Here is a 17,360-nt window from a genome sequence, read left to right on the forward strand (position 1 = left end):
CCCGCGGGAGAACGTCCTGCCGGTGTGGCCGGTGAACACCCACGACGCGTCCATCGCGATCGGTGTCGTGCCCTATCACGCGATCGCCCCGAAGCTGAACGCCCTGCAGGCTGTCAGCGACCGCGTCTCCGCGAGCGTCGTGGGCAAGTCCTCCTCCGGCTACGACCTCTACGGCGTCACCGTCACGTGGCCCGAGACCGCGGCCGAGGCCCGCCAGCAGGAGCGGTGGAAGCGCGAGATCGAGAACGAGCCGGTCCAGGCGCAGAACGACGCCAAGCTCAAGGCCGGCTACAAGACCCCGCTCTTCGTCAACGCCAACATCCACGGCAACGAGTGGGAGGGCACGGACGCGGCCCTGCGCGTCATCGAGGAGTTCGCGACCAGCAACGACCCCGAGATCGTGACGCTGCTCAAGCGGAACCGCCTCGTCTTCAACGTCACGTCGAACCCGGACGGCCGCGTCCTCGGCACCCGCGCCAACGCCGCGGGCTACGACCTCAACCGCGACCTGACGATCGTGTCGCAGCCGGAGACGGTGGTCATCCGCGACCTGACGATCGCGACACAGCCGACCATCGCCCTCGACCTGCACGGCTACGTCGAGCCGACGCTGCTGCACCCGAGCACGCCGCCGCACAACGTCAACGACGAGTACGACCTCTACATCAAGCACGCGCTGCCGAACGCGCTCGGCATCGAGGCGGGGCTCAAGGCGCTCGGCCACCCGGAGACGCAGCGGGCGCGCATCCCGTTCCGCGACGACGCCCCCGGCGTGTGGGACGACTTCCCGCCGATCTACGTCCCGTCGTTCTCGATGCTGCAGAGCAGCATCCCCTACACGATCGAGGCGCCGCTCAACCCGCGCGGCACCAACCTCACGCCGGCCGAGCGAGTCCGCCGCTCGGGCATCAACACAGACGTGCACGAGGTCGCGATCCGCGAGTCACTGGACTACATCCAGGAGCACCGCGACGAGGTGCTCTTCGACCAGGCCGAGGTCTTCCGCCGCGGCTGGGCCGGGGAGCCGCAGCGCGACCTGCCCGACGGCTACGTCCCCGGCTGGGGCCCGGAGGACAACTACCACACGACGTTACCGCGCTCCTACGTCATCCCGGTCGGCCGGGGCCAGCGCTCGGACACCGCCGCCGCCCGCCTCGTCGACCTGCTCGTCGGCAGCGACGGCCGCGTCACGCAGGCCACCGCGCCCTTCACCGCGAACGGCAAGAGCTACGAGGCCGGGTCGTACGTCATCGACCTGCACCAGCCGAAGCGCGGCCTGGTCAACTCGCTCCTCGAGCCGGGCGCGGACATCACCGACCGCGTCGACGACCTCTACGCCGGCCCGGCCGCGTGGAGCCAGGGCCTCACGTGGGGCGCGACCGTCGACACGCTGTGGGACGAGCTGCCGAGCGTCCCGACCAAGCGAACCTACGACGGCGTGGCCAAGGGCGGCCTGCCCGCCGGCACCCCCGACCTGCGCCTCGACATCCAGGACGGTGCCGACCTGCTCGCGGTCAACTCGCTGCTCGACCAGGGCGTCGACGTCTACCGGCTCGCCGACGGCTCCGTCGTCGTTCCGCACAGCGGGGCCAACCGCCGCCTCGCGGCCGTCGAGACCCGCACCCACAAGGTGAAGTTCACGGCGGCCCCCGCCGGCTGGACGGGCACGGAGCTCGACGAGGTCGTCGTCGGCTACCTCGGCACCGTCGAGGAGCGCGACACGCTGCTGGACAACGGCTTCGAGGCGCGCGCTCTGGCCGCCAACAACCTCGCCACCACACTGACCGCCGACGTCGACGTGGTCCTCGTCAACAGCAATGTCAATGTCGCCGGACTCACCGCGCCGAACCGCGCCGCGCTCGACGCCTTCCTCGCCCGCGGCGGCGGCGTCGTCGGCCTCGGGACGCAGGGCGCCGCGTTCACGAATGCCACTTCACTGCTCAGCGTCACGGCGACCGCCGGGGCCAGCCTCGCCAGCGGCGTCGTGAACGTCGTCAACAGCGACGGCCCGGTCGCGTCCGGGGCGGCTGCGACCTCGTGGGTCTTCCAGCCGGTCTGGTACGCCAACGTCCCAGCCACGGCAAAGGTCGAGCAGTCGTACGCCGCCGACCCGCTGCTCTCGGGCTGGTGGGCCGCGACGAACGCGACCAACGGCCAGGCCGCCGCGGCGAGCCAGGCCAGCATCGTCAGCGCCGTGAGCGCCGGTGGGAACGGCGTCGTGCTCATCGGGACCGACCCGACGGTCCGTCTGCACGCCAAGGGCCTGCACTCCCAGCTCGGCCGCGCGATCCTCTTCGCCTCGGAGCAGTAGGGCCGCAGGCGCGGGTCGAGAGAGGGGCTGGGCACGCGACCGCGTGCCCAGCCCTTTCGCGTACGCCCGCCCTGCCACCGGCCGAGCGGGATAGCTTGCGAGCCGCCCGGGCACGATCCCTCCGACGGTCGAGACATCGCCGAAGGAGGGACACCCCGTGCGCGCACTGCGGCTGACGGCCTGGAAGTCCGAGCCGGAGCTGGTGGAGGTGCCCGACCCGACGCCGGGCCCGGGGCAGGTCGTCGTCCGGGTCGGCGGCGCCGGCGCGTGCCACTCCGACCTGCACCTGATGCACGACTTCGAGGCGGGGACCGTCCCGTGGCACCCGCCCTTCACCCTCGGGCACGAGAACGCCGGTTGGGTGCACGCGGTCGGCGACGGCGTGACACACGTACGCGTCGGCCAGCCGGTCGCGGTCTACGGCCCATGGGGGTGCGGCACGTGCGCCCGCTGCCGCATGGGCGTCGAGACGCTGTGCGAGAACGTGCTCCAGTCACCCGCGCCGGGCGGCGGGGGCGGTCTGGGCGTCGACGGCGGGATGGCGGACCTGATGCTGGTGCCGGACGTGCGCCACGTCGTGCCGCTGCCCGACGGCCTCGAGCCGGCGACGGCCGCGCCGCTCACCGATGCCGGGCTCACGCCCTACCACGCCGTACGCCGCTCCTGGAGCAAGCTGCCGCCGGGCAGCTTCGCGGTGGTCATCGGCGTCGGCGGCCTCGGGCACGTCGCGGTGCAGATCCTCAAGGCGACTACCGCCACGACCGTGATCGCGGTGGACCAGCGGCCCGAGGCGCTCGAGCTCGCGCGCCGGCACGGGGCGGACCACACCGTCGCGTCCGGCGAGGGCGCCGCCGCGGCGATCCGCGAGATCACCCGCGGGCTAGGCGCAGACGTGGTCCTCGACTGCGTCGGTGCCGACGCGACGCTGGCGCTCGGGGCCACGGTCGCGCGCCCCCTCGGAGACCTCACGATCGTCGGCATCGGTGGCGGCAGCCTGCCGGTCTCGTTCTTCGGCGTGCCCTACGAGGTGAGCATCCAGACGATCTACTGGGGCTCGCGGTCCGAGCTCGTCGAGGTGCTCGAGCTCGGCGCGCGCGGCCTGGTGCAGCCGCAGATCACGACCTATCCGCTGGACGAGGCGCCCGAGGCCTATCGCAAGCTGGCCGCCGGAGAGGTCGCCGGGCGGGCCGTGGTCGTGCCCAACGCGTCCTGAGGCCGGGCCGCGGGCTGCCGTGCGCCGGGAGCCCGCGTCCCCGCCTGCGCGGGCTCCCGACGGCGCGTCCGCCGCCGTGACGCGGCAGCGCTCGGTGCCGGCCGCGCTGTGGGTATTCGGAGCCGTGCGGGGCGCGGACGGGTCCCGGCCGCCCCTCTTTTCTCAGGGGCGGCGGGCGCGGACGAGGTACTGCATCTGCACCTCGTGGTTGTCCGCCACGCCGTGCGCGACGTCGAGGGCGTGGACCGCCTCGAGCGGGGTCACGCTGACGTCCTCGAAGCCGGCCTGCTCGACGAGCGCCGCTGTGGCGTCGATCGAGCGCGCGGTCGCCAGCGGCAGCGCGGCCGCGACGGTGTCGTCGTAGAGCAGGGTGAACTCCGGCGTCCCCTCGTCGAGCCCGTCGGGGAACCACGTGCTGTCCACCACCGCGAGCACCCCGCCCGGGCGCAGGGCCCGCTTCCAGTTCGCGAGCGCGGTCAGCGGCTCGCGCAGGGTCCACATGACGTACCGGTTCGTGATCGCGTCGAAGCTGCCGTCCGGGTACGCCGGGGCGACGGCGTCGCCGCGCTCGACCCGGGGCGGGTTGTCCATGCGGGCGGCGTGCGCGCGGGCGCGCTCGAGCATGCCCTCGGCCAGGTCCGTCGCGACGACGCGGTGGCCGAGCTCGGCGAGGAGCGTCGCGACGTAGCCGCTCCCGGTGCCGAGGTCGAGGACGTCGCAGGGCGCGGGCGGCAGGGCGGCGGCGAAGGCCTCGCCCCAGGCCCTCCGGTCCGCGTCGTAGCGCTCGGGGCGCAGCTGGTAGGCGTCGTAGGGGACGCTGCGCCCGCTCCAGTACGCGTTGAGGTTGTCCTGGACGTAGGAAGTGCCGGTCATGCGATCTCCTGGAGGGCGGGGGCGCAAAAGCTGTGCTGCGGCCGGAACAGCAGGTGGAGCTCGCCGTCGACGTCGACGCGGCGTACCTCCACCTCGTAGACGGGCTCGAGGACCTCGGGGACGAGGACCTCGTCGGGGGTGCCGGCGGCCACGACGCGGCCCTGCTTCAGCAGCACGAGCTCGTGGCAGTAGCGCGCGGCGAGGTTGAGGTCGTGCAGCACGACGACCGCCGTGATCCCGAGCGAGCGGACGAGGTCGAGGATCTCGTGCTGGTAGCGGATGTCGAGATGGTTGGTCGGCTCGTCCAGCAGCAGGTGCTCGGCCTGCTGGGCCAGTGCGCGGGCGAGCAGGACGCGCTGCTTCTCCCCGCCGGAGAGGCCGACGAACGGGCGTCCGGCGAGGTGCGAGACCCCCACCCGGGCCAACGCGTCGGCGGCGATCGCGGCGTCGCGGTCCGTGGCGCGCTGGAAGGCCGCCAGGTGCGGTGTGCGGCCGAGCATGACCATCTCGGACACCAGCAGCGGCATGTCGCCGCCGTGCTCCTGCACGACGACCGCGAGCTTCGTCGCGGCTTCGCGCGTCGGCACCTTGCGCAGGTCGGTGCCGTCGAGCAGGACCGTGCCCTGCGAGGGCTTGAGCGAGGCGTAGAGCGTTCGCAGCAGCGTCGTCTTGCCGCTGCCGTTCGGCCCGATGAGGCCCAGCACCTGGCCGGGGCGGGCGGTGAGCCCCGCCTCGCGCAGGACCTCGGTGCGGCCGTACGCGAAGGAGACGCCGTCCGCGCAGATCACCGGGCACCGCCGAACCGCTCGACGATCTGCTGCAGGCCCACGAGCGCCAGCGGCGACGGGGGCTCGGTGAAGTTGAACAGCTGGGTCATCACGTTGCCGTCGCGGACGGCCTTGAGCTTGTCGGCTCCGGGCAGGTCGGTAACCGCCTGCTCGACCTTCTGCGGGTCGCCCTCGGAGTAGAGCAGGACGAGCACGTCCGGGTCGCGGCCGATGAGCTCCTCGAGCGTCACCTCGAAGACGCGCTCGTGCGTGTCGTCGAAGACGTTCTCGAAGCCGGCCGCCTCCAGCTGCGGGTGCGCCATGCTGCGGGTGCCATAGGCGTACGTCGTGCCGCCGCCGACGGTGGGGTAGAGCACGGCCGCGGTACGCCGCTCCCCCGCTGGCGTCTGCGACGTCGCCGCGGCGACCTCCGCCTCGAAGGCGGCGGCCTTCTGCCGAGCTACGTCCTCGACGCCGAACACCTTGCCGTAGGCGAGGAACTGGTCGGACACGTCCGCGAAGCTCGGGTCGGTCGGCGGGTCGGGGCAGAGGGCCGGCTCCTCGAGCAGCGGGATGCCGACGGCGGCGAGCGTCTCGCGGTTGAGGTTGTCGACCGAGCCCATGACCAGGTCGGGCTCGAGGTCGAGGACGACCTCCTTGGAGATCTGCAGGTGGCCGCTGCCGTCGACCTTGTCGGTCAGCAGCGGGACACTTTCCAGCTCCGCCCAGGTCGCGTCGTCGTAGTAGTCGCGGGCGAACGCTCCTGCGCGCGAGACCACCTTGTCCATCACGCCGAGCTCGTGGAGGTACGGCACCGGAGAGCTCTTGAGCAGCACCACCCGCTCGGGCGCCTTCTCGAAGGTGACCTCCGCCCCGCAGTTCTCCAAGGTGACGGGGTAGCCCGAGGTGGCGTCGCCGCCGGGGCCCCCGGCCGCAGCGGCCGCGCCGGTCGGGGAGGCCTCGTCGCCGGCTCCGCAGGCCGTCAGCGCGAGGGCGCCGGCGGCCAGCAGCGCGGCGGCGGCGCGGTGGCGCGCGAGACGGCGGATGCTCATCGTTCTCCTTCGGGTATTTCTTCTTCAACGAAGCCGGATGCAGGATTTAGACGCCGGGCGTGTGCAGCCGGCGGACCAGGATGAGGAGGAACGGCGCCCCCACGAGAGCGGTGACGATGCCGATCGGCAGCTCCTGCGGCTGCAGGACGACGCGTGCGGCGATGTCGGCCCAGACGAGGAAGACCGCTCCCAGCAGCGCTGCGACCGGCAGCGCGCGGGCGTGCGCGGCCCCGATGACCCGCCGGGCGAAGTGCGGGACCACCAGGCCGACGAACCCGATGCTGCCGGACGCCGCCACGAGCACGCCGACGCAGAGCGAGACGAGCAGCAGCAGGCGCGTGCGGAAGGCCGCCGGCGAGACCCCGAGCGACAGCGCCGTGTCGTCGCCGATCGCGAGGGCATCGAGGCGGCGGCCCCACAGCGTGAGCAGCCCCAGCGTCAGCAGGACCACCACCGCCACGACGGCCAGTGGCCCGTTCCAGGTGGCGAGGCCCAGCGAGCCGAGCAGCCAGAAGAGCACCGACCGCGACCCCTCGGCCGAGTCGGAGGCGAAGATGAGGAAGCTGGTGAGCGCGTAGAGCGCGTAGCCCACCGCGACACCGGCCAGCAGCAGGCGGACGGAGGTGACCCGGCCGGACGACCGGGCGACCAGGAACACCAGGGCCGAGGCCGCGAGCGCGCCGAGGAAAGCCGTGCCCTGCAGGGCGTACTCGCCGAAGCCCGCACCGAAGCCGAACAGGATCGCGCCGGCCGCGCCGCTCGACGCCCCGGAGTTCACGCCGAGCAGGTACGGGTCGGCGAGCATGTTGCGCACCATCGCCTGCATCGCGGCACCACAGACCGCCAGGCCCGCGCCGACGAGCGCGCCGAGCAGCACGCGCGGGAGGCGTACCTCCCACACGATCGCGTCCTGGGAGAGCGACCAGGTGCGCTCGCCGGGGAAGCCGACCAGGTGGTGGCCCACGACCGACGCCACCGTGCCGGGGCCGATGGCGACCGCTCCGGCGCCGACACCGGCGATCAGCGTCAGCACCAGGAGGGCACCGAGGCCGGCCAGGCACGCGACGAAGCGGCGGCGCAGCCGGCGCAGCCCGAGGACGTCCCCGTCCTGGCCCGGCGGCGGAGGACCGGCGGGAGCGGACTGGGCGGCGGCCAGGGTCACGAGGCCTTGACCGCCAGCAGCACGCGGTCGGAGTACCACTGCCACACGGTGTCGACCTCGACGAAGCCCGCGTCGAGCAGGGCGGCGCGGTGCAGCGCGTACGACGTCGCCCCCTCCGGCCGCACCGGGTAGCGGGCCTGCGCGGCAGCACGGCGCGCGTCGCGCGCCCGGCCCGCGTCGGCGAGCTCGGGACGGGCGAGCGCCTGCTCCCACCAGCCTTCCCAGTCCCCGGCCCCGCCCGGGACGAAGGCCGCCGCGTGCTCGGCGTCGTACGCCTGCTGCGCGAGCCGGCCGGCCGTCGGGGCGTCCGGTGAGTAGGGCATGCCGTCGCCGTTGAGCACCACGCCGCCGGGGCGCAGCAGGCCGTGCACGGCGGCGTAGACCGCGTGCAGCGAGCCGGCGTCGAGCCAGTGCAGGGCGGTGGTCGAGACGACGGCGTCGAACTCGTGCGTCGGCAGGGCCTGCACCCACTCCGGGTCGCGCAGGTCGGCGTCGACGAAGCGCAGCCGGTCTCCCCACTCCGGCGTGTACGCCTCGGTGCCGATCGCGAGGAGCACCGGGTCGGCGTCGACGGCCACACACGTCGCGCCGGGCAGGGCACGGAGCAGGCGGTCGGAGGTGGAGCCGGGGCCGGCGCCGAGGTCCAGGACGCGCGCCCGCGGCCCGGCGAGCCGCTCGACGACGTCGGCCATGACCGCGAAGCGCTGCTCCCGCCGGGGCAGGAAGCCCTGCTGCTGCTCGTCCCAGCTGCGCAGCAGCTCGCCGGCCCACCCGGCCGTCGTCGCCTGCACAGCCGTTGCCCCGCTCACGCCGCTTCCCTCCGCTGGACCCGCTCGAGCCGTGTGCGCCGCGGCAGCCGGCCGGGCACGGAGATCACCCTGCACCATGATGCTGCCGAGTAGCAACTGCGAACGAGTTGCAGCTACTTGAACGAAGGGAGAACGCGGGCGGCCTCAACCGGGCACGGGCTCGTGGTGCCCCGCCGGGCTGGTGTGGACCAGCGCCGCCGTGAGCCGCGGGACCTCGGCCAGCAGGCGCTGCTCTGCCGTATGGGCCAGGTCGTGGGCGGCGACGAGGCTGAGCATCGGGTCGACCGCGATGTCCACCTCCGCGCGCAGCGTGTGCCCGATCCAGCGCACCCGCAGCTCGCGGACGTCGACCACACCGGGGGCCGCGCCGACGACGGCCTCGACCCGCGTCACGAGCTCGGGGTCGACCGCGTCCAGCAGCCGGGCGCCGACCTGCCCGACCGCCTGGCGCAGCACCCGCAGGATCGCGACGGCGATGAGCAGCCCCACCACCGGGTCGGCCTGTTGCCAGCCGAGGCCCACGCCGACCGCCCCTATCAGCACCGCGAGGCTGGTGAACCCGTCCGTGCGGGCGTGCAGGCCGTCGGCGACGAGGGCGGCAGAGCCGATCCGGTGCCCGACCCGGATCCGGTAGCGCGCGACCAGCTCGTTGCCGGCGAACCCGAGCAGCGCGGCGAGCGCGACCGCCCACAGGTGGTCCACGTCCTGCGGGTGAAGCAGCCGGGCAAAGGCCTCGTAGCCCGCGAGGACGGTCGACAGCGCGATCATGGCGACGACGAAGAGGCCGCCGAGGTCCTCGGCCCGCCCGTAGCCGTAGGTGAAGCGCCGCGTCGGCGGGCGGCGCGCGAGTGCGAACGCGACGAGCAGCGGCACGGAGGTGAGCGCGTCGGCGACGTTGTGCAGCGTGTCGCCCAGCAGCGCGACCGACCCGGTCATCGAGACCACGACGGCCTGTAGGCCCGCGGTTCCGGCGAGCACGAGCATGCTGACCCACAGGGCGCGGCGGCCCGCGGCGTCGGCGGTCAACGCGTCGTCGACCCGGTCGGCGGTGTCGTGGGAGTGCCCGGCCACGACGTCGAGCAGGTCGTGGCGCAGCCGGCGGAGCCGCCCCTGGCCGTGACCCTGCGCGCCGTGGGAGTGGCCGTGCCGCTCGCCGTGGTGCGGGTGGCCGTGCCGCTCGCCGTCGGCGGTCGGGGGGTGATTGTGCGAGTGGCCGTGATCATGGCTGGGCCTTGCAGACATGGGCACACGATCGCGACCGCGCGACATTGCAGCAACTCACCAGCAGGCACGCCCTCGCCGTTGCGCCGAGGACGTGCCTGCGAAGCGGTCGCGTCAGCGGAAAGTGCGCAACCGCAGGCTGTTCGAGACGACGAAGACCGAGCTCAGCGCCATGGCCGCACCGGCCAGCAACGGGTTGAGCAGGCCGGCGGCGGCGAGCGGGAGCGCGGCGACGTTGTAGCCGAACGCCCAGAAGAGGTTGCCCTTGATCGTCGCCAGCGTGCGGCGCGCGAGCCGGATCGCGTCGGGCGCCGTCGCCAGGTCTCCGCTGACGAGGGTGAGGTCCGCGGCCTCGATGGCCGCGTCGGTGCCGGTGCCCATCGCGAGCCCGAGGTCGGCCGCGGCGAGGGCGGCCGCGTCGTTGACCCCGTCACCGACCATGGCGACCACGCGCCCCTCGGCCTGCAGGCGGCGTACGACATCGGCCTTGTCGGTCGGCAGGACCTCGGCGACGACGTCCTGCGCGGGGATCCCGACCTGCGCGGCCACGGCCCGCGCCGCGCGCTCGTTGTCGCCAGTGAGCAGCATCGGGCGCAGCCCCAGCGAGCGCAGCCGGTCGATGGCAGACCGCGACGACGGCTTGACGGTGTCGGACACGACCAGCACGCCGCGCAGGGCGCCGTCCCAGCCGACCCACACCGGCGTGCGCCCATCGCCCTCGGCGTCCTCGGCCGCGGCCACGAGAAGGTCCGGCGCGTGCTGCGCCCACTGCTCGGCGAGCCACGCCCGCCGGCCGACCACGACCGCGGACCCGTCCACGACTCCGGCCACTCCCCGGCCGTCGGTGCTCTGGAAGCCCTCGACCGCGGGCAGCGGGCCCACCCGGTCTCGCGCGGCCTGCGCAACGGCTCGGGCGATCGGGTGCGCTGACGCGTCCTCGACCGCGCCGGCGAGCCGGAGCAGCTCGCGCTCGTCCACTCCCTCGGCCGGCAGCACGTCGACGAGGGTCATGCGACCGGCGGTGACCGTCCCGGTCTTGTCCAGCACGACGGTGTCCACGCGCCGGGTCGACTCGAGAACCTCCGGGCCCTTGATGAGGATCCCGAGCTGCGCGCCGCGCCCGGTGCCGACCAGCAGTGCGGTCGGCGTGGCGAGGCCGAGGGCGCAGGGGCAGGCGATGATGAGCACCGCGACCGCGGCGGTGAACGCTGCCTCGGCTCCACTGCCCCGGCCGAGCCAGAAGCCGAGCGTGGCGACGGCCAGCGCGATGACGACCGGGACGAAGACCCCGGACACCCGGTCGGCGAGGCGCTGGACCTGCGCCTTGCCGTTCTGCGCCTCCTCGACGAGGCGGGCCATCTGGGCCAGCTGCGTGTCGGCGCCGACCCTCGTCGCCCGGACGAGCAGTCGGCCGCCCGCGTTGACCGTGCCACCGACGACGGGGTCGCCGGGGCCGACCTCGACGGGCACGGGCTCGCCGGTCAGCATCGACGCGTCCACGGCCGAGGTGCCGGAGACGACGACGCCGTCGGTGGCGACCTTCTCACCGGGGCGTACGACGAACTCGTCACCGACCCCCAGCCGGCTCGTCGGGATGCGCTGCTCCACGCCGCCGCGTACGACCGAGACGTCCTTGGCGCCGAGCGAGAGGAGCGCACGAAGCGCAGCACCGGAACGCCGCTTCGCGCGTGCCTCGAAGTAGCGGCCCGCGAGGATGAACACGGTGACCGCCGAGGCGACCTCGAGATAGATCTCGTCGCCACGGTGCTCACTCCCGGGCCACAGGTCGAACGGCATCCGCATCCCCGGCTGCCCCGCGTCGCCGAGGAAGAGCGCGTAGAGCGACCACCCCAGGGCTGCGAGCACGCCCACCGAGATCAAGGTGTCCATCGTCGCGGCGCCGTGGCGCAGGTTCGTCCACGCGGCCCGGTGGAACGGCCAGGCGCCCCACGTCGCGACCGGCGCGGCGAGGGTGAGCGCGGCCCACTGCCAGTTGTCGAACTGCAGTGCGGGGACCATCGAGAGCAGCAGCACCGGGAGCGTGAGCGCCGCGGTCGCGAGGAGCCGCTGGCGCAGGGGGTACGCGGGGTCGGGCTCCGGGGCGGCCTCGCCCTCGTCGTCCGGGGCGGCGGGCTCGGGCGGCGGTGGCAGCTGCGCGGTGTAGCCGGTCTTCACGACGGTGGCGACCAGGTCCTCGGGCGACACCTGCTCGCCGAACGTCACCTTCGCCTTCTCGGTCGCGTAGTTGACCGTGGCGGTGACGCCGTCCATGCGGTTGAGCTTCTTCTCGATGCGGTTGGCACACGAAGCGCACGTCATGCCACCGATGGCCAGCTCGATCGTGTGCGAGGGACCGGCGGGCACGGAGACGTCGTCCTCGTGCGTGGGCATGGTGCTCATGGGCGTCTGCTGCTTCCTGAATCGAGGATCAGGTCAGTTGTCGTGGCCGGGCTGCACGCGCGTCGGCAGCGGCTCGGCGGTGTGGTCCGCGCCGTCGTGGACGACCGCGGGGGCAGGCTTCTCGACGGTCGTGCCGGCGGGGCTGTCGTCGTCGAACGCGGTGCCCACGGCGTACGCACAGGCGAACGCGGCGACGAGCACCGCCGCGAACCCGCCGAGCCGGGCGGCCACCGGCAGCTCGCGGCGCACGCCGGTCATCGTGCCGGCTCGGCCAGCTCGTAGCCGGCCTCGTCGACCGCCTCGCGCACCGACGGCTCGTCGAGCGGGGCCGTGGAGGTGACCGTGACGGCCGACGCCCCCTCGGGGTTGAGGTCGACCGAGACGCCCGTGACGCCGGGCAGCTTGCCGATCTCCTCGGTGACCGCGCCGACGCAGTGCCCGCAGGTCATGCCGGCGACGGCGTACGTGGTGGTGGTGGCGCTCATCGGAGGTCTCCTTGTCGTCGGGTCGCGCCTCGCGGAGGCGCAGGGTGCGTGGTTGGGAGCAGTGGGGTCAGGACTTGACCAGCCGGGCGATGGCAGCCGACGCCTCCTTCACCTTCGCGTCCGCCTCCTCACCGCCGTTCTTGAGCGCGGAGGCGACGCAGTGGTGCAGGTGCTCCTCCAGCAGCGAGAGCGCGAACGCCTCCAGCGCCTTGGTGGCGGCGGACACCTGGGTCAGGACGTCGATGCAGTAGGTGTCGTTCTCCACCTGGCGCTGCAGCCCCCGCACCTGGCCCTCGACGCGCCGCAGCCGCTTCAGGTGCGCGTCCTTGCTGTCGGAGTAGCCCGGTGCGCCGTGGCCGGTGGCGTCCATCGCTGGTCCTTCCCTCACCCGTCAGGTCGACACCACAAAGGTACCCCTTGGGGGTATGAGCGTGCAAGTACCTCCTGGGGGTATGCGCAGACCTGGCGGGAGTCGTGGGTGCTGGGCCCGGGGCGCTGCCGCCACTCAGTGGGCGCTGTGGGCACCGGGTACCGCGCATGCGGGGTCGGCGGCATCGGTACGGGCAGCGGAGTGGGGCGCGGGCGGGTGGGGGGCCGGGCCGGGCGGCGACGCCTCGGACCGGCGCGCGGGGACCGTGGGGGCGCAGTGACCACGCGCAGCCCACGGCCAGCCCACGTGTCGCTTCCCACTTAGTTGCCGCTATAGGCGCCACGTACCCCGCATGCGGAGTCGCCGGCACCCATACGGGCAGCGAAGTCGGGCGCCGGCCAGTGGGCGTGCGGGGGTCGAGCAGCGCAGGCCCGGTCCAAGCCCGCCGCTCGCCGGCACAGCTCCCCGGCGCAGGCCTAGTGCGAGCCGGACGTCGCCCGGTCGTCCTTCTCCGGCACGCGCAGCACGCGCTCGAGCAGGAGGCCGGCGACGACGACGAGCACGGACGCGCCGGTCGCGAAGGCCGCGGCCCAGAGCCGGTCGCCCCACATGTCCGCGTCGGGAACGAGGTAGACCGCGTAGCCGGCGTACGCACCGGCGAGGACGGCGCCCACGTGCGACGAGGCCTTCGCCAGCCCGACCAGCCGCGCTGCCGCGAGCGGGTCGACGGGACGCGAGCGCGGCGCGCCCGCCAGCCGGCGCCGCCAGGCCAGCGCGGTGACTCCGAGCCCGAGCGCGACCAGCAGCAGGCCGGTCGGCAGCGTCCAGGGGATCTCGAGCCACTGCTGGGCGAACACGTCCGTGCCGCGGGCCTCGAGCACCTGCAGCAGCGTCCAGACCGCGGCCGCGCACACGAGGACGGCGGCCACGAGCCACGCGATCGACGTCGGCCGGATGCTGGGGCGAGGGTCGCTCACGTCGCCTCACCCCCGGGCGGGAACAGCGCGAGGTCGTCGCGCCGGCGTACGCCCGCGCGCTCCTCGTCCGGCAGCGCGGCCAGCAGCTGCGCGACGTTCCCCGCGCCCGGCAGCTGCGCGCCGGGGTCGACCGCGGCCCACGGCGCCAGGACGAAGGCCCGCTCGGCCGCGCGCGGGTGGGGCAGCGTCAGCGCCGGGTCGTCGGAGGTCACGCCGTCGACCGCGACGAGGTCGACGTCGAGCGTGCGCGGCCCCCACCGCTCGGACCGCTCGCGCAGGTAGGCCGCCTCGATCGCGTGCGCCCGCGCGAGCAGCGCCTCCGGGGCCAGCGCGGTGTCCACCAGGACGACGGCGTTGAGGTAGTCGGGCTGTCCCGGGCTGCCGGGCAGCACGAGCGCGGCGGTCTCGAACACGGGGCTGACCGCGCGCACGGACGTCCCGGCGGTGGCCGCCAGCGCGTGGACCGCTCCCTGCAGGGCGGCCCGCCGGTCGCCGAGGTTGGCGCCGAGCGCGACGACGGCACGGCGTACGGCGGAGCGCTCGACCCGCACCACGACGTCGTCGAACGGCAGCGGGATCGGCGCGGCCGGCTTGTGCACCGCGACCTCGACGCGCTCGACCAGTCCGTGCGCGAGGCAGGCCGCGGCGATGCGCCCGGCGACCGTCTCGATCAGTGCAGCGGGCTCGCCGGCGACCACGGCGACCGCCTCCTGGGCGACGACGCCGTAGTTCACCGTGCGGGTCAGGTCGTCGCCTTCGGCGGCGGCGCGCAGGTCCAGGTGGAGCGTCACGTCGACGACGAACTCCTGCCCCAGCTCGCGCTCGGCGTCGAAGACCCCGTGCCGGCCGAACGCTCGCAGCCCGCGCAGCTCGATGCGGTCAGCCGACATCCGGCCTCCCCCGGCCGTCCCCGCCCGCACCGCCGGCGGTCGGGTCGTCCTCGTCACCGGCCTCGTCGTCGAGCCCCTCGTCCTCCTCGTCGTCGTCGCTGCTCGCGAGGATCGGAGAGGAGTGGTGGACCTGGATGCGCCAGCCGCCGGGGGTACGCCGCAGCACCTTGGTGGACACCGCCTGCGCGCCGACGAACCCGTCGCCCTCGTCGTCGCCGGTGAGCATGCTCTCAGCGCAGGTCACGACCGCCGTGTCGCCGTTGACCGTCACCTCGAGGTCGGTGAGGAAGAACTGCACGTAGGGCGTCCCGGCCATGACCACGGCCCACGAGCGCAGCACCGAGCTGCGGCCGCGGACCGCCGGCCAGCCGGGGTGGATGCAGACCGTCTCGTCGCCGGCAGTGCCGTCGAGCCAGAGCGCGCCCATGAGGTCGAGGTCACCGTGCTCGACCGCGGTGTAGAGCGAGCGGACGGCACGCTCGACCGAGCGGGCGTCGGCGTCGGCCGTCACGGGCGGTCCTGCCCGGCGCTGCGCACGGCCTGGGCCACGGCGACGGCCGCCCGGTTGGCGCGGGCCTCGTGGACGCGTACGCACCACGCCCCGCCCGCGGCGGCGAGCGCCGTGACGGCGACCGTGGCGTCCGCGCGCTCGGCGACCGGCGCGGGAGCGTGCTCGTCGCCGCTGAGCAGCGACCCGAGGAACCGCTTGCGCGAGGCGCCGACCAGGACCGGGTAGCCGAGCGCGGTCAGCGCGGGCAGCCCGGCGAGCAGCTGCCAGTTGTGCGCGGCGTTCTTGGCGAAGCCGAGCCCGGGGTCGAGGACCAGCTGCTCGGGCAGCAGCCCGAGGTCGAGGACCGCCTCGACCCGCGCCTGCAGCTCGCCGGCCACGTCGTCGACGACGTCGGCGTAGACCGCGCGCGACTGCATCGAGGTGCTGTGCCCCCGCCAGTGCATGACGACGTACGGCGCCCGGGCGTCGCGGGCGACCTTGGCCAGCTGCGGGTCGGCCATGCCGCCGGAGACGTCGTTGACCAGGCAGGCGCCGGCTTCGAGCGCGGCGGCGGCGGTCGAGGCCCGCATGGTGTCGACGCTCACGGCGACGCCCTGGCGCGCGAGCTCCCGCACGACCGGCAGCACGCGCCGCTGCTCCTCCTCGGCTGCGACGCGCTCGGCGCCGGGCCGGGTGGACTCGCCGCCGACGTCGACGAGGTCGGCGCCCTCGGCCACGAGCTCCAGGCCGTGCACCACGGCGGCGCCGGCGTCCATCCAGCGACCGCCGTCGCTGAACGAGTCCGGCGTCACGTTGAGGACGCCCATCACCAGGCACCGGTCGACCCGCAGCGCCTCCGGCAGCCCGGCGGGGCGCGGGAGGGCCGGCACCCTTGAGGGGGCCACGGTCATCGACCGAGGATGAGGCTCATCGCCTCGGCCCGGGTCGCGGGGTCGCGCAGCTGGCCGCGGACCGCGCTCGTCATGGTCTTCGAGCCGGGCTTGCGGACGCCCCGCGTGGTCATGCAGGTGTGCTCGGCCTCCATGACGACGATCACGCCACGCGGCTCGATGACGCGCAAGAGGGCGTCGGCGACCTGCGAGGTCAGCCGCTCCTGCACCTGCAGCCGCCGGGCGTAGACCTCGACCAGGCGCGCGAGCTTCGACAGCCCGGTGATGCGCCCGTTCTCGGCCGGGATGTAGCCGACGTGCGCCATGCCGTAGAAGGGCAGCAGGTGGTGCTCGCAGGCGCTGGTGAACGCGATGTCCTTGACCAGCACCATCTCGTCGTGGCCGAGGTCGAAGGTCGTCGTCAGGACGTCCTCCGGCTCCTGCCAGAGGCCGGAGAAGAGCTCGCGGTACGCCCGGGCCACCCGCGCGGGCGTGTCCCGGATGCCGTCGCGGTCGGGATCCTCACCGAGGGCGACGAGGATCTCGCGAACCGCGCGGCGCACGCGCTCCTCGTCGTACGGGGGCCGGGTCGCGGTGCCGGTGTAGGTCGCGTCGTCGGAGACCAGGCTCGCCAGGGTGGAGCCGTCCACGTCGTGGTCGACGCGACCGGACATGACTGCGCCGGACGCCGGTCCGGCAGCTGCCTGGCTCGCAGCGGCAGCCCGCGCCGAGTCGGCGCGGGCTGCGGTGTCGTCGCTGGTCAGGGCCGATCAGCCCTCGGACGGCAGGGGCGAGTCGGGCACGTCGGTCGGGCCGGTGATGCCCATCGACTTGTCCAGCCCGTTCGGCGAGCCGTTCGCGAGCTCCTTCTTCGTGAGCACCGGGCCGGCGCCGGGGCGGAACTTCGGCGAGCCGGTCCAGGCCGGGCGCGCCGGGCGGCGGCGTACGTTCGCGAAGACCTCGGCGATCTGCTCCTTGTTGAGCGTCTCCTTCTCCATGAGCTCGAGAACGAGGTTGTCGAGGATGTCGCGGTTGTCGACCAGGATCGACCAGGCCTCCTCGTGGGCGGCCTCGATGAGCCCGCGGACCTCGGTGTCGACGACCGACGCGACCTCCTCGGAGTAGTCGCGCTGGTGGCCCATGTCGCGGCCGAGGAACGGCTCGCCGTTGGTCTGGCCGAGCTTGATCGCGCCGATGCGCTGGGTCATGCCGTACTGCGTGACCATCGCGCGGGCGACGCCGGTCGCCTTCTCGATGTCGTTGGCCGCACCGGTCGTCGGGTCGGCGAAGACGAGCTCCTCGGCGGCGCGCCCGCCCAGCATGTAGGCCAGCTGGTCGAGCATCTCGTTGCGCGTCGTGGAGTACTTGTCGTCGTCCGGCAGCACCATCGTGTAGCCGAGGGCACGCCCGCGCGGCAGGATCGTGACCTTGTGCACCGGGTCGGTGTTGT

The 17,360-nt window shown here is 74.0% G+C and carries 17 protein-coding genes and 1 pseudogene; 2 read left to right on the forward strand and 16 right to left on the reverse strand.

The window, feature by feature from the left end:
- Both G9H71_RS17290 and G9H71_RS17295 read left to right on the forward strand, forming a co-directional pair.
- A partial coding sequence (locus G9H71_RS17290; protein ID WP_166284040.1) for a M14 family zinc carboxypeptidase occupies positions 1 to 2,311 on the forward strand: 2,311 nt, incomplete at its 5' end.
- Between the two features lie 157 nt (positions 2,312 to 2,468).
- Complete coding sequence (locus G9H71_RS17295) at positions 2,469 to 3,524, forward strand: NAD(P)-dependent alcohol dehydrogenase (RefSeq protein WP_166284042.1); 1,056 nt, start codon at positions 2,469 to 2,471, stop codon at positions 3,522 to 3,524.
- 162 nt (positions 3,525 to 3,686) lie between these two features.
- On the opposite strand, the gene G9H71_RS17300 is transcribed toward G9H71_RS17295, so the two are convergent.
- From G9H71_RS17300 to G9H71_RS17375, 16 genes and pseudogenes are all read right to left on the reverse strand, one after another.
- Positions 3,687 to 4,397: a class I SAM-dependent methyltransferase gene (locus G9H71_RS17300; RefSeq protein ID WP_166284044.1), complete on the reverse strand. Its 711-nt coding sequence runs from the start codon at positions 4,395 to 4,397 to the stop codon at positions 3,687 to 3,689.
- The gene (locus tag G9H71_RS17305; RefSeq protein WP_166284046.1) at positions 4,394 to 5,185 is read right to left on the reverse strand and encodes an ABC transporter ATP-binding protein; all 792 of its coding nucleotides are present in this window, start codon (positions 5,183 to 5,185) and stop codon (positions 4,394 to 4,396) included. The genes G9H71_RS17300 and G9H71_RS17305 overlap by 4 nt, the downstream gene beginning before the upstream one ends.
- Positions 5,182 to 6,216: an ABC transporter substrate-binding protein gene (locus tag G9H71_RS17310; RefSeq protein WP_166284047.1), complete on the reverse strand. Its 1,035-nt coding sequence runs from the start codon at positions 6,214 to 6,216 to the stop codon at positions 5,182 to 5,184. Before G9H71_RS17310 ends, G9H71_RS17305 begins: the two co-directional genes overlap by 4 nt.
- A 46-nt stretch (positions 6,217 to 6,262) precedes the next feature.
- Positions 6,263 to 7,372, reverse strand: coding sequence for a FecCD family ABC transporter permease (locus G9H71_RS17315; RefSeq protein ID WP_166284057.1), 1,110 nt, complete (start codon positions 7,370 to 7,372; stop codon positions 6,263 to 6,265).
- Positions 7,373 to 7,374: 2 nt separating this feature from the next.
- Complete coding sequence (locus G9H71_RS17320) at positions 7,375 to 8,187, reverse strand: class I SAM-dependent methyltransferase (RefSeq protein WP_166284048.1); 813 nt, start codon at positions 8,185 to 8,187, stop codon at positions 7,375 to 7,377.
- Positions 8,188 to 8,331: 144 nt separating this feature from the next.
- Positions 8,332 to 9,429 carry a cation diffusion facilitator family transporter gene (locus G9H71_RS17325; protein WP_166284049.1) on the reverse strand — a complete coding sequence of 366 codons (1,098 nt, stop codon included), beginning with the start codon at positions 9,427 to 9,429 and terminating at the stop codon, positions 8,332 to 8,334.
- Positions 9,430 to 9,522: 93 nt separating this feature from the next.
- Entirely contained in the window at positions 9,523 to 11,799 is a 2,277-nt protein-coding gene (locus G9H71_RS17330) for a heavy metal translocating P-type ATPase (protein ID WP_166284058.1), read from the reverse strand.
- 42 nt (positions 11,800 to 11,841) lie between these two features.
- Positions 11,842 to 12,057 carry a hypothetical protein gene (locus tag G9H71_RS17335; RefSeq protein WP_166284050.1) on the reverse strand — a complete coding sequence of 72 codons (216 nt, stop codon included), beginning with the start codon at positions 12,055 to 12,057 and terminating at the stop codon, positions 11,842 to 11,844.
- 5 nt (positions 12,058 to 12,062) lie between these two features.
- Complete coding sequence (locus G9H71_RS17340) at positions 12,063 to 12,293, reverse strand: heavy-metal-associated domain-containing protein (RefSeq protein WP_166284051.1); 231 nt, start codon at positions 12,291 to 12,293, stop codon at positions 12,063 to 12,065.
- A gap of 67 nt (positions 12,294 to 12,360) precedes the next feature.
- Positions 12,361 to 12,663 (reverse strand): metal-sensitive transcriptional regulator, encoded by a 303-nt coding sequence (locus G9H71_RS17345; RefSeq protein ID WP_166284052.1) that lies wholly within the window; start codon positions 12,661 to 12,663, stop codon positions 12,361 to 12,363.
- Positions 12,664 to 13,139: 476 nt separating this feature from the next.
- On the reverse strand, positions 13,140 to 13,640 hold the full coding sequence (locus G9H71_RS17350; protein WP_166284053.1) for a DUF3180 domain-containing protein: 501 nt from the start codon (positions 13,638 to 13,640) through the stop codon (positions 13,140 to 13,142).
- Positions 13,637 to 14,530, reverse strand: coding sequence for a 2-amino-4-hydroxy-6-hydroxymethyldihydropteridine diphosphokinase (folK, locus tag G9H71_RS17355; protein ID WP_166284054.1), 894 nt, complete (start codon positions 14,528 to 14,530; stop codon positions 13,637 to 13,639). The genes G9H71_RS17350 and folK overlap by 4 nt, the downstream gene beginning before the upstream one ends.
- The gene (locus G9H71_RS23990; protein ID WP_166284055.1) at positions 14,520 to 15,041 is read right to left on the reverse strand and encodes a nuclear transport factor 2 family protein; all 522 of its coding nucleotides are present in this window, start codon (positions 15,039 to 15,041) and stop codon (positions 14,520 to 14,522) included. The genes folK and G9H71_RS23990 overlap by 11 nt, the downstream gene beginning before the upstream one ends.
- Positions 15,038 to 15,931: a dihydropteroate synthase gene (gene folP, locus G9H71_RS23995; protein ID WP_231134998.1), complete on the reverse strand. Its 894-nt coding sequence runs from the start codon at positions 15,929 to 15,931 to the stop codon at positions 15,038 to 15,040. Before folP ends, G9H71_RS23990 begins: the two co-directional genes overlap by 4 nt.
- The gene (gene folE / locus G9H71_RS17370) at positions 15,928 to 16,584 is read right to left on the reverse strand and encodes a GTP cyclohydrolase I FolE (protein ID WP_166284056.1); all 657 of its coding nucleotides are present in this window, start codon (positions 16,582 to 16,584) and stop codon (positions 15,928 to 15,930) included. The genes folP and folE overlap by 4 nt, the downstream gene beginning before the upstream one ends.
- A gap of 96 nt (positions 16,585 to 16,680) precedes the next feature.
- Positions 16,681 to 17,360: pseudogene (locus tag G9H71_RS17375) on the reverse strand (ATP-dependent zinc metalloprotease FtsH); the annotation flags it as partial.

The organism is Motilibacter deserti (assembly GCF_011250635.1).
Taxonomy (GTDB): Bacteria; Actinomycetota; Actinomycetes; order Motilibacterales; family Motilibacteraceae; genus Motilibacter_A; species Motilibacter_A deserti.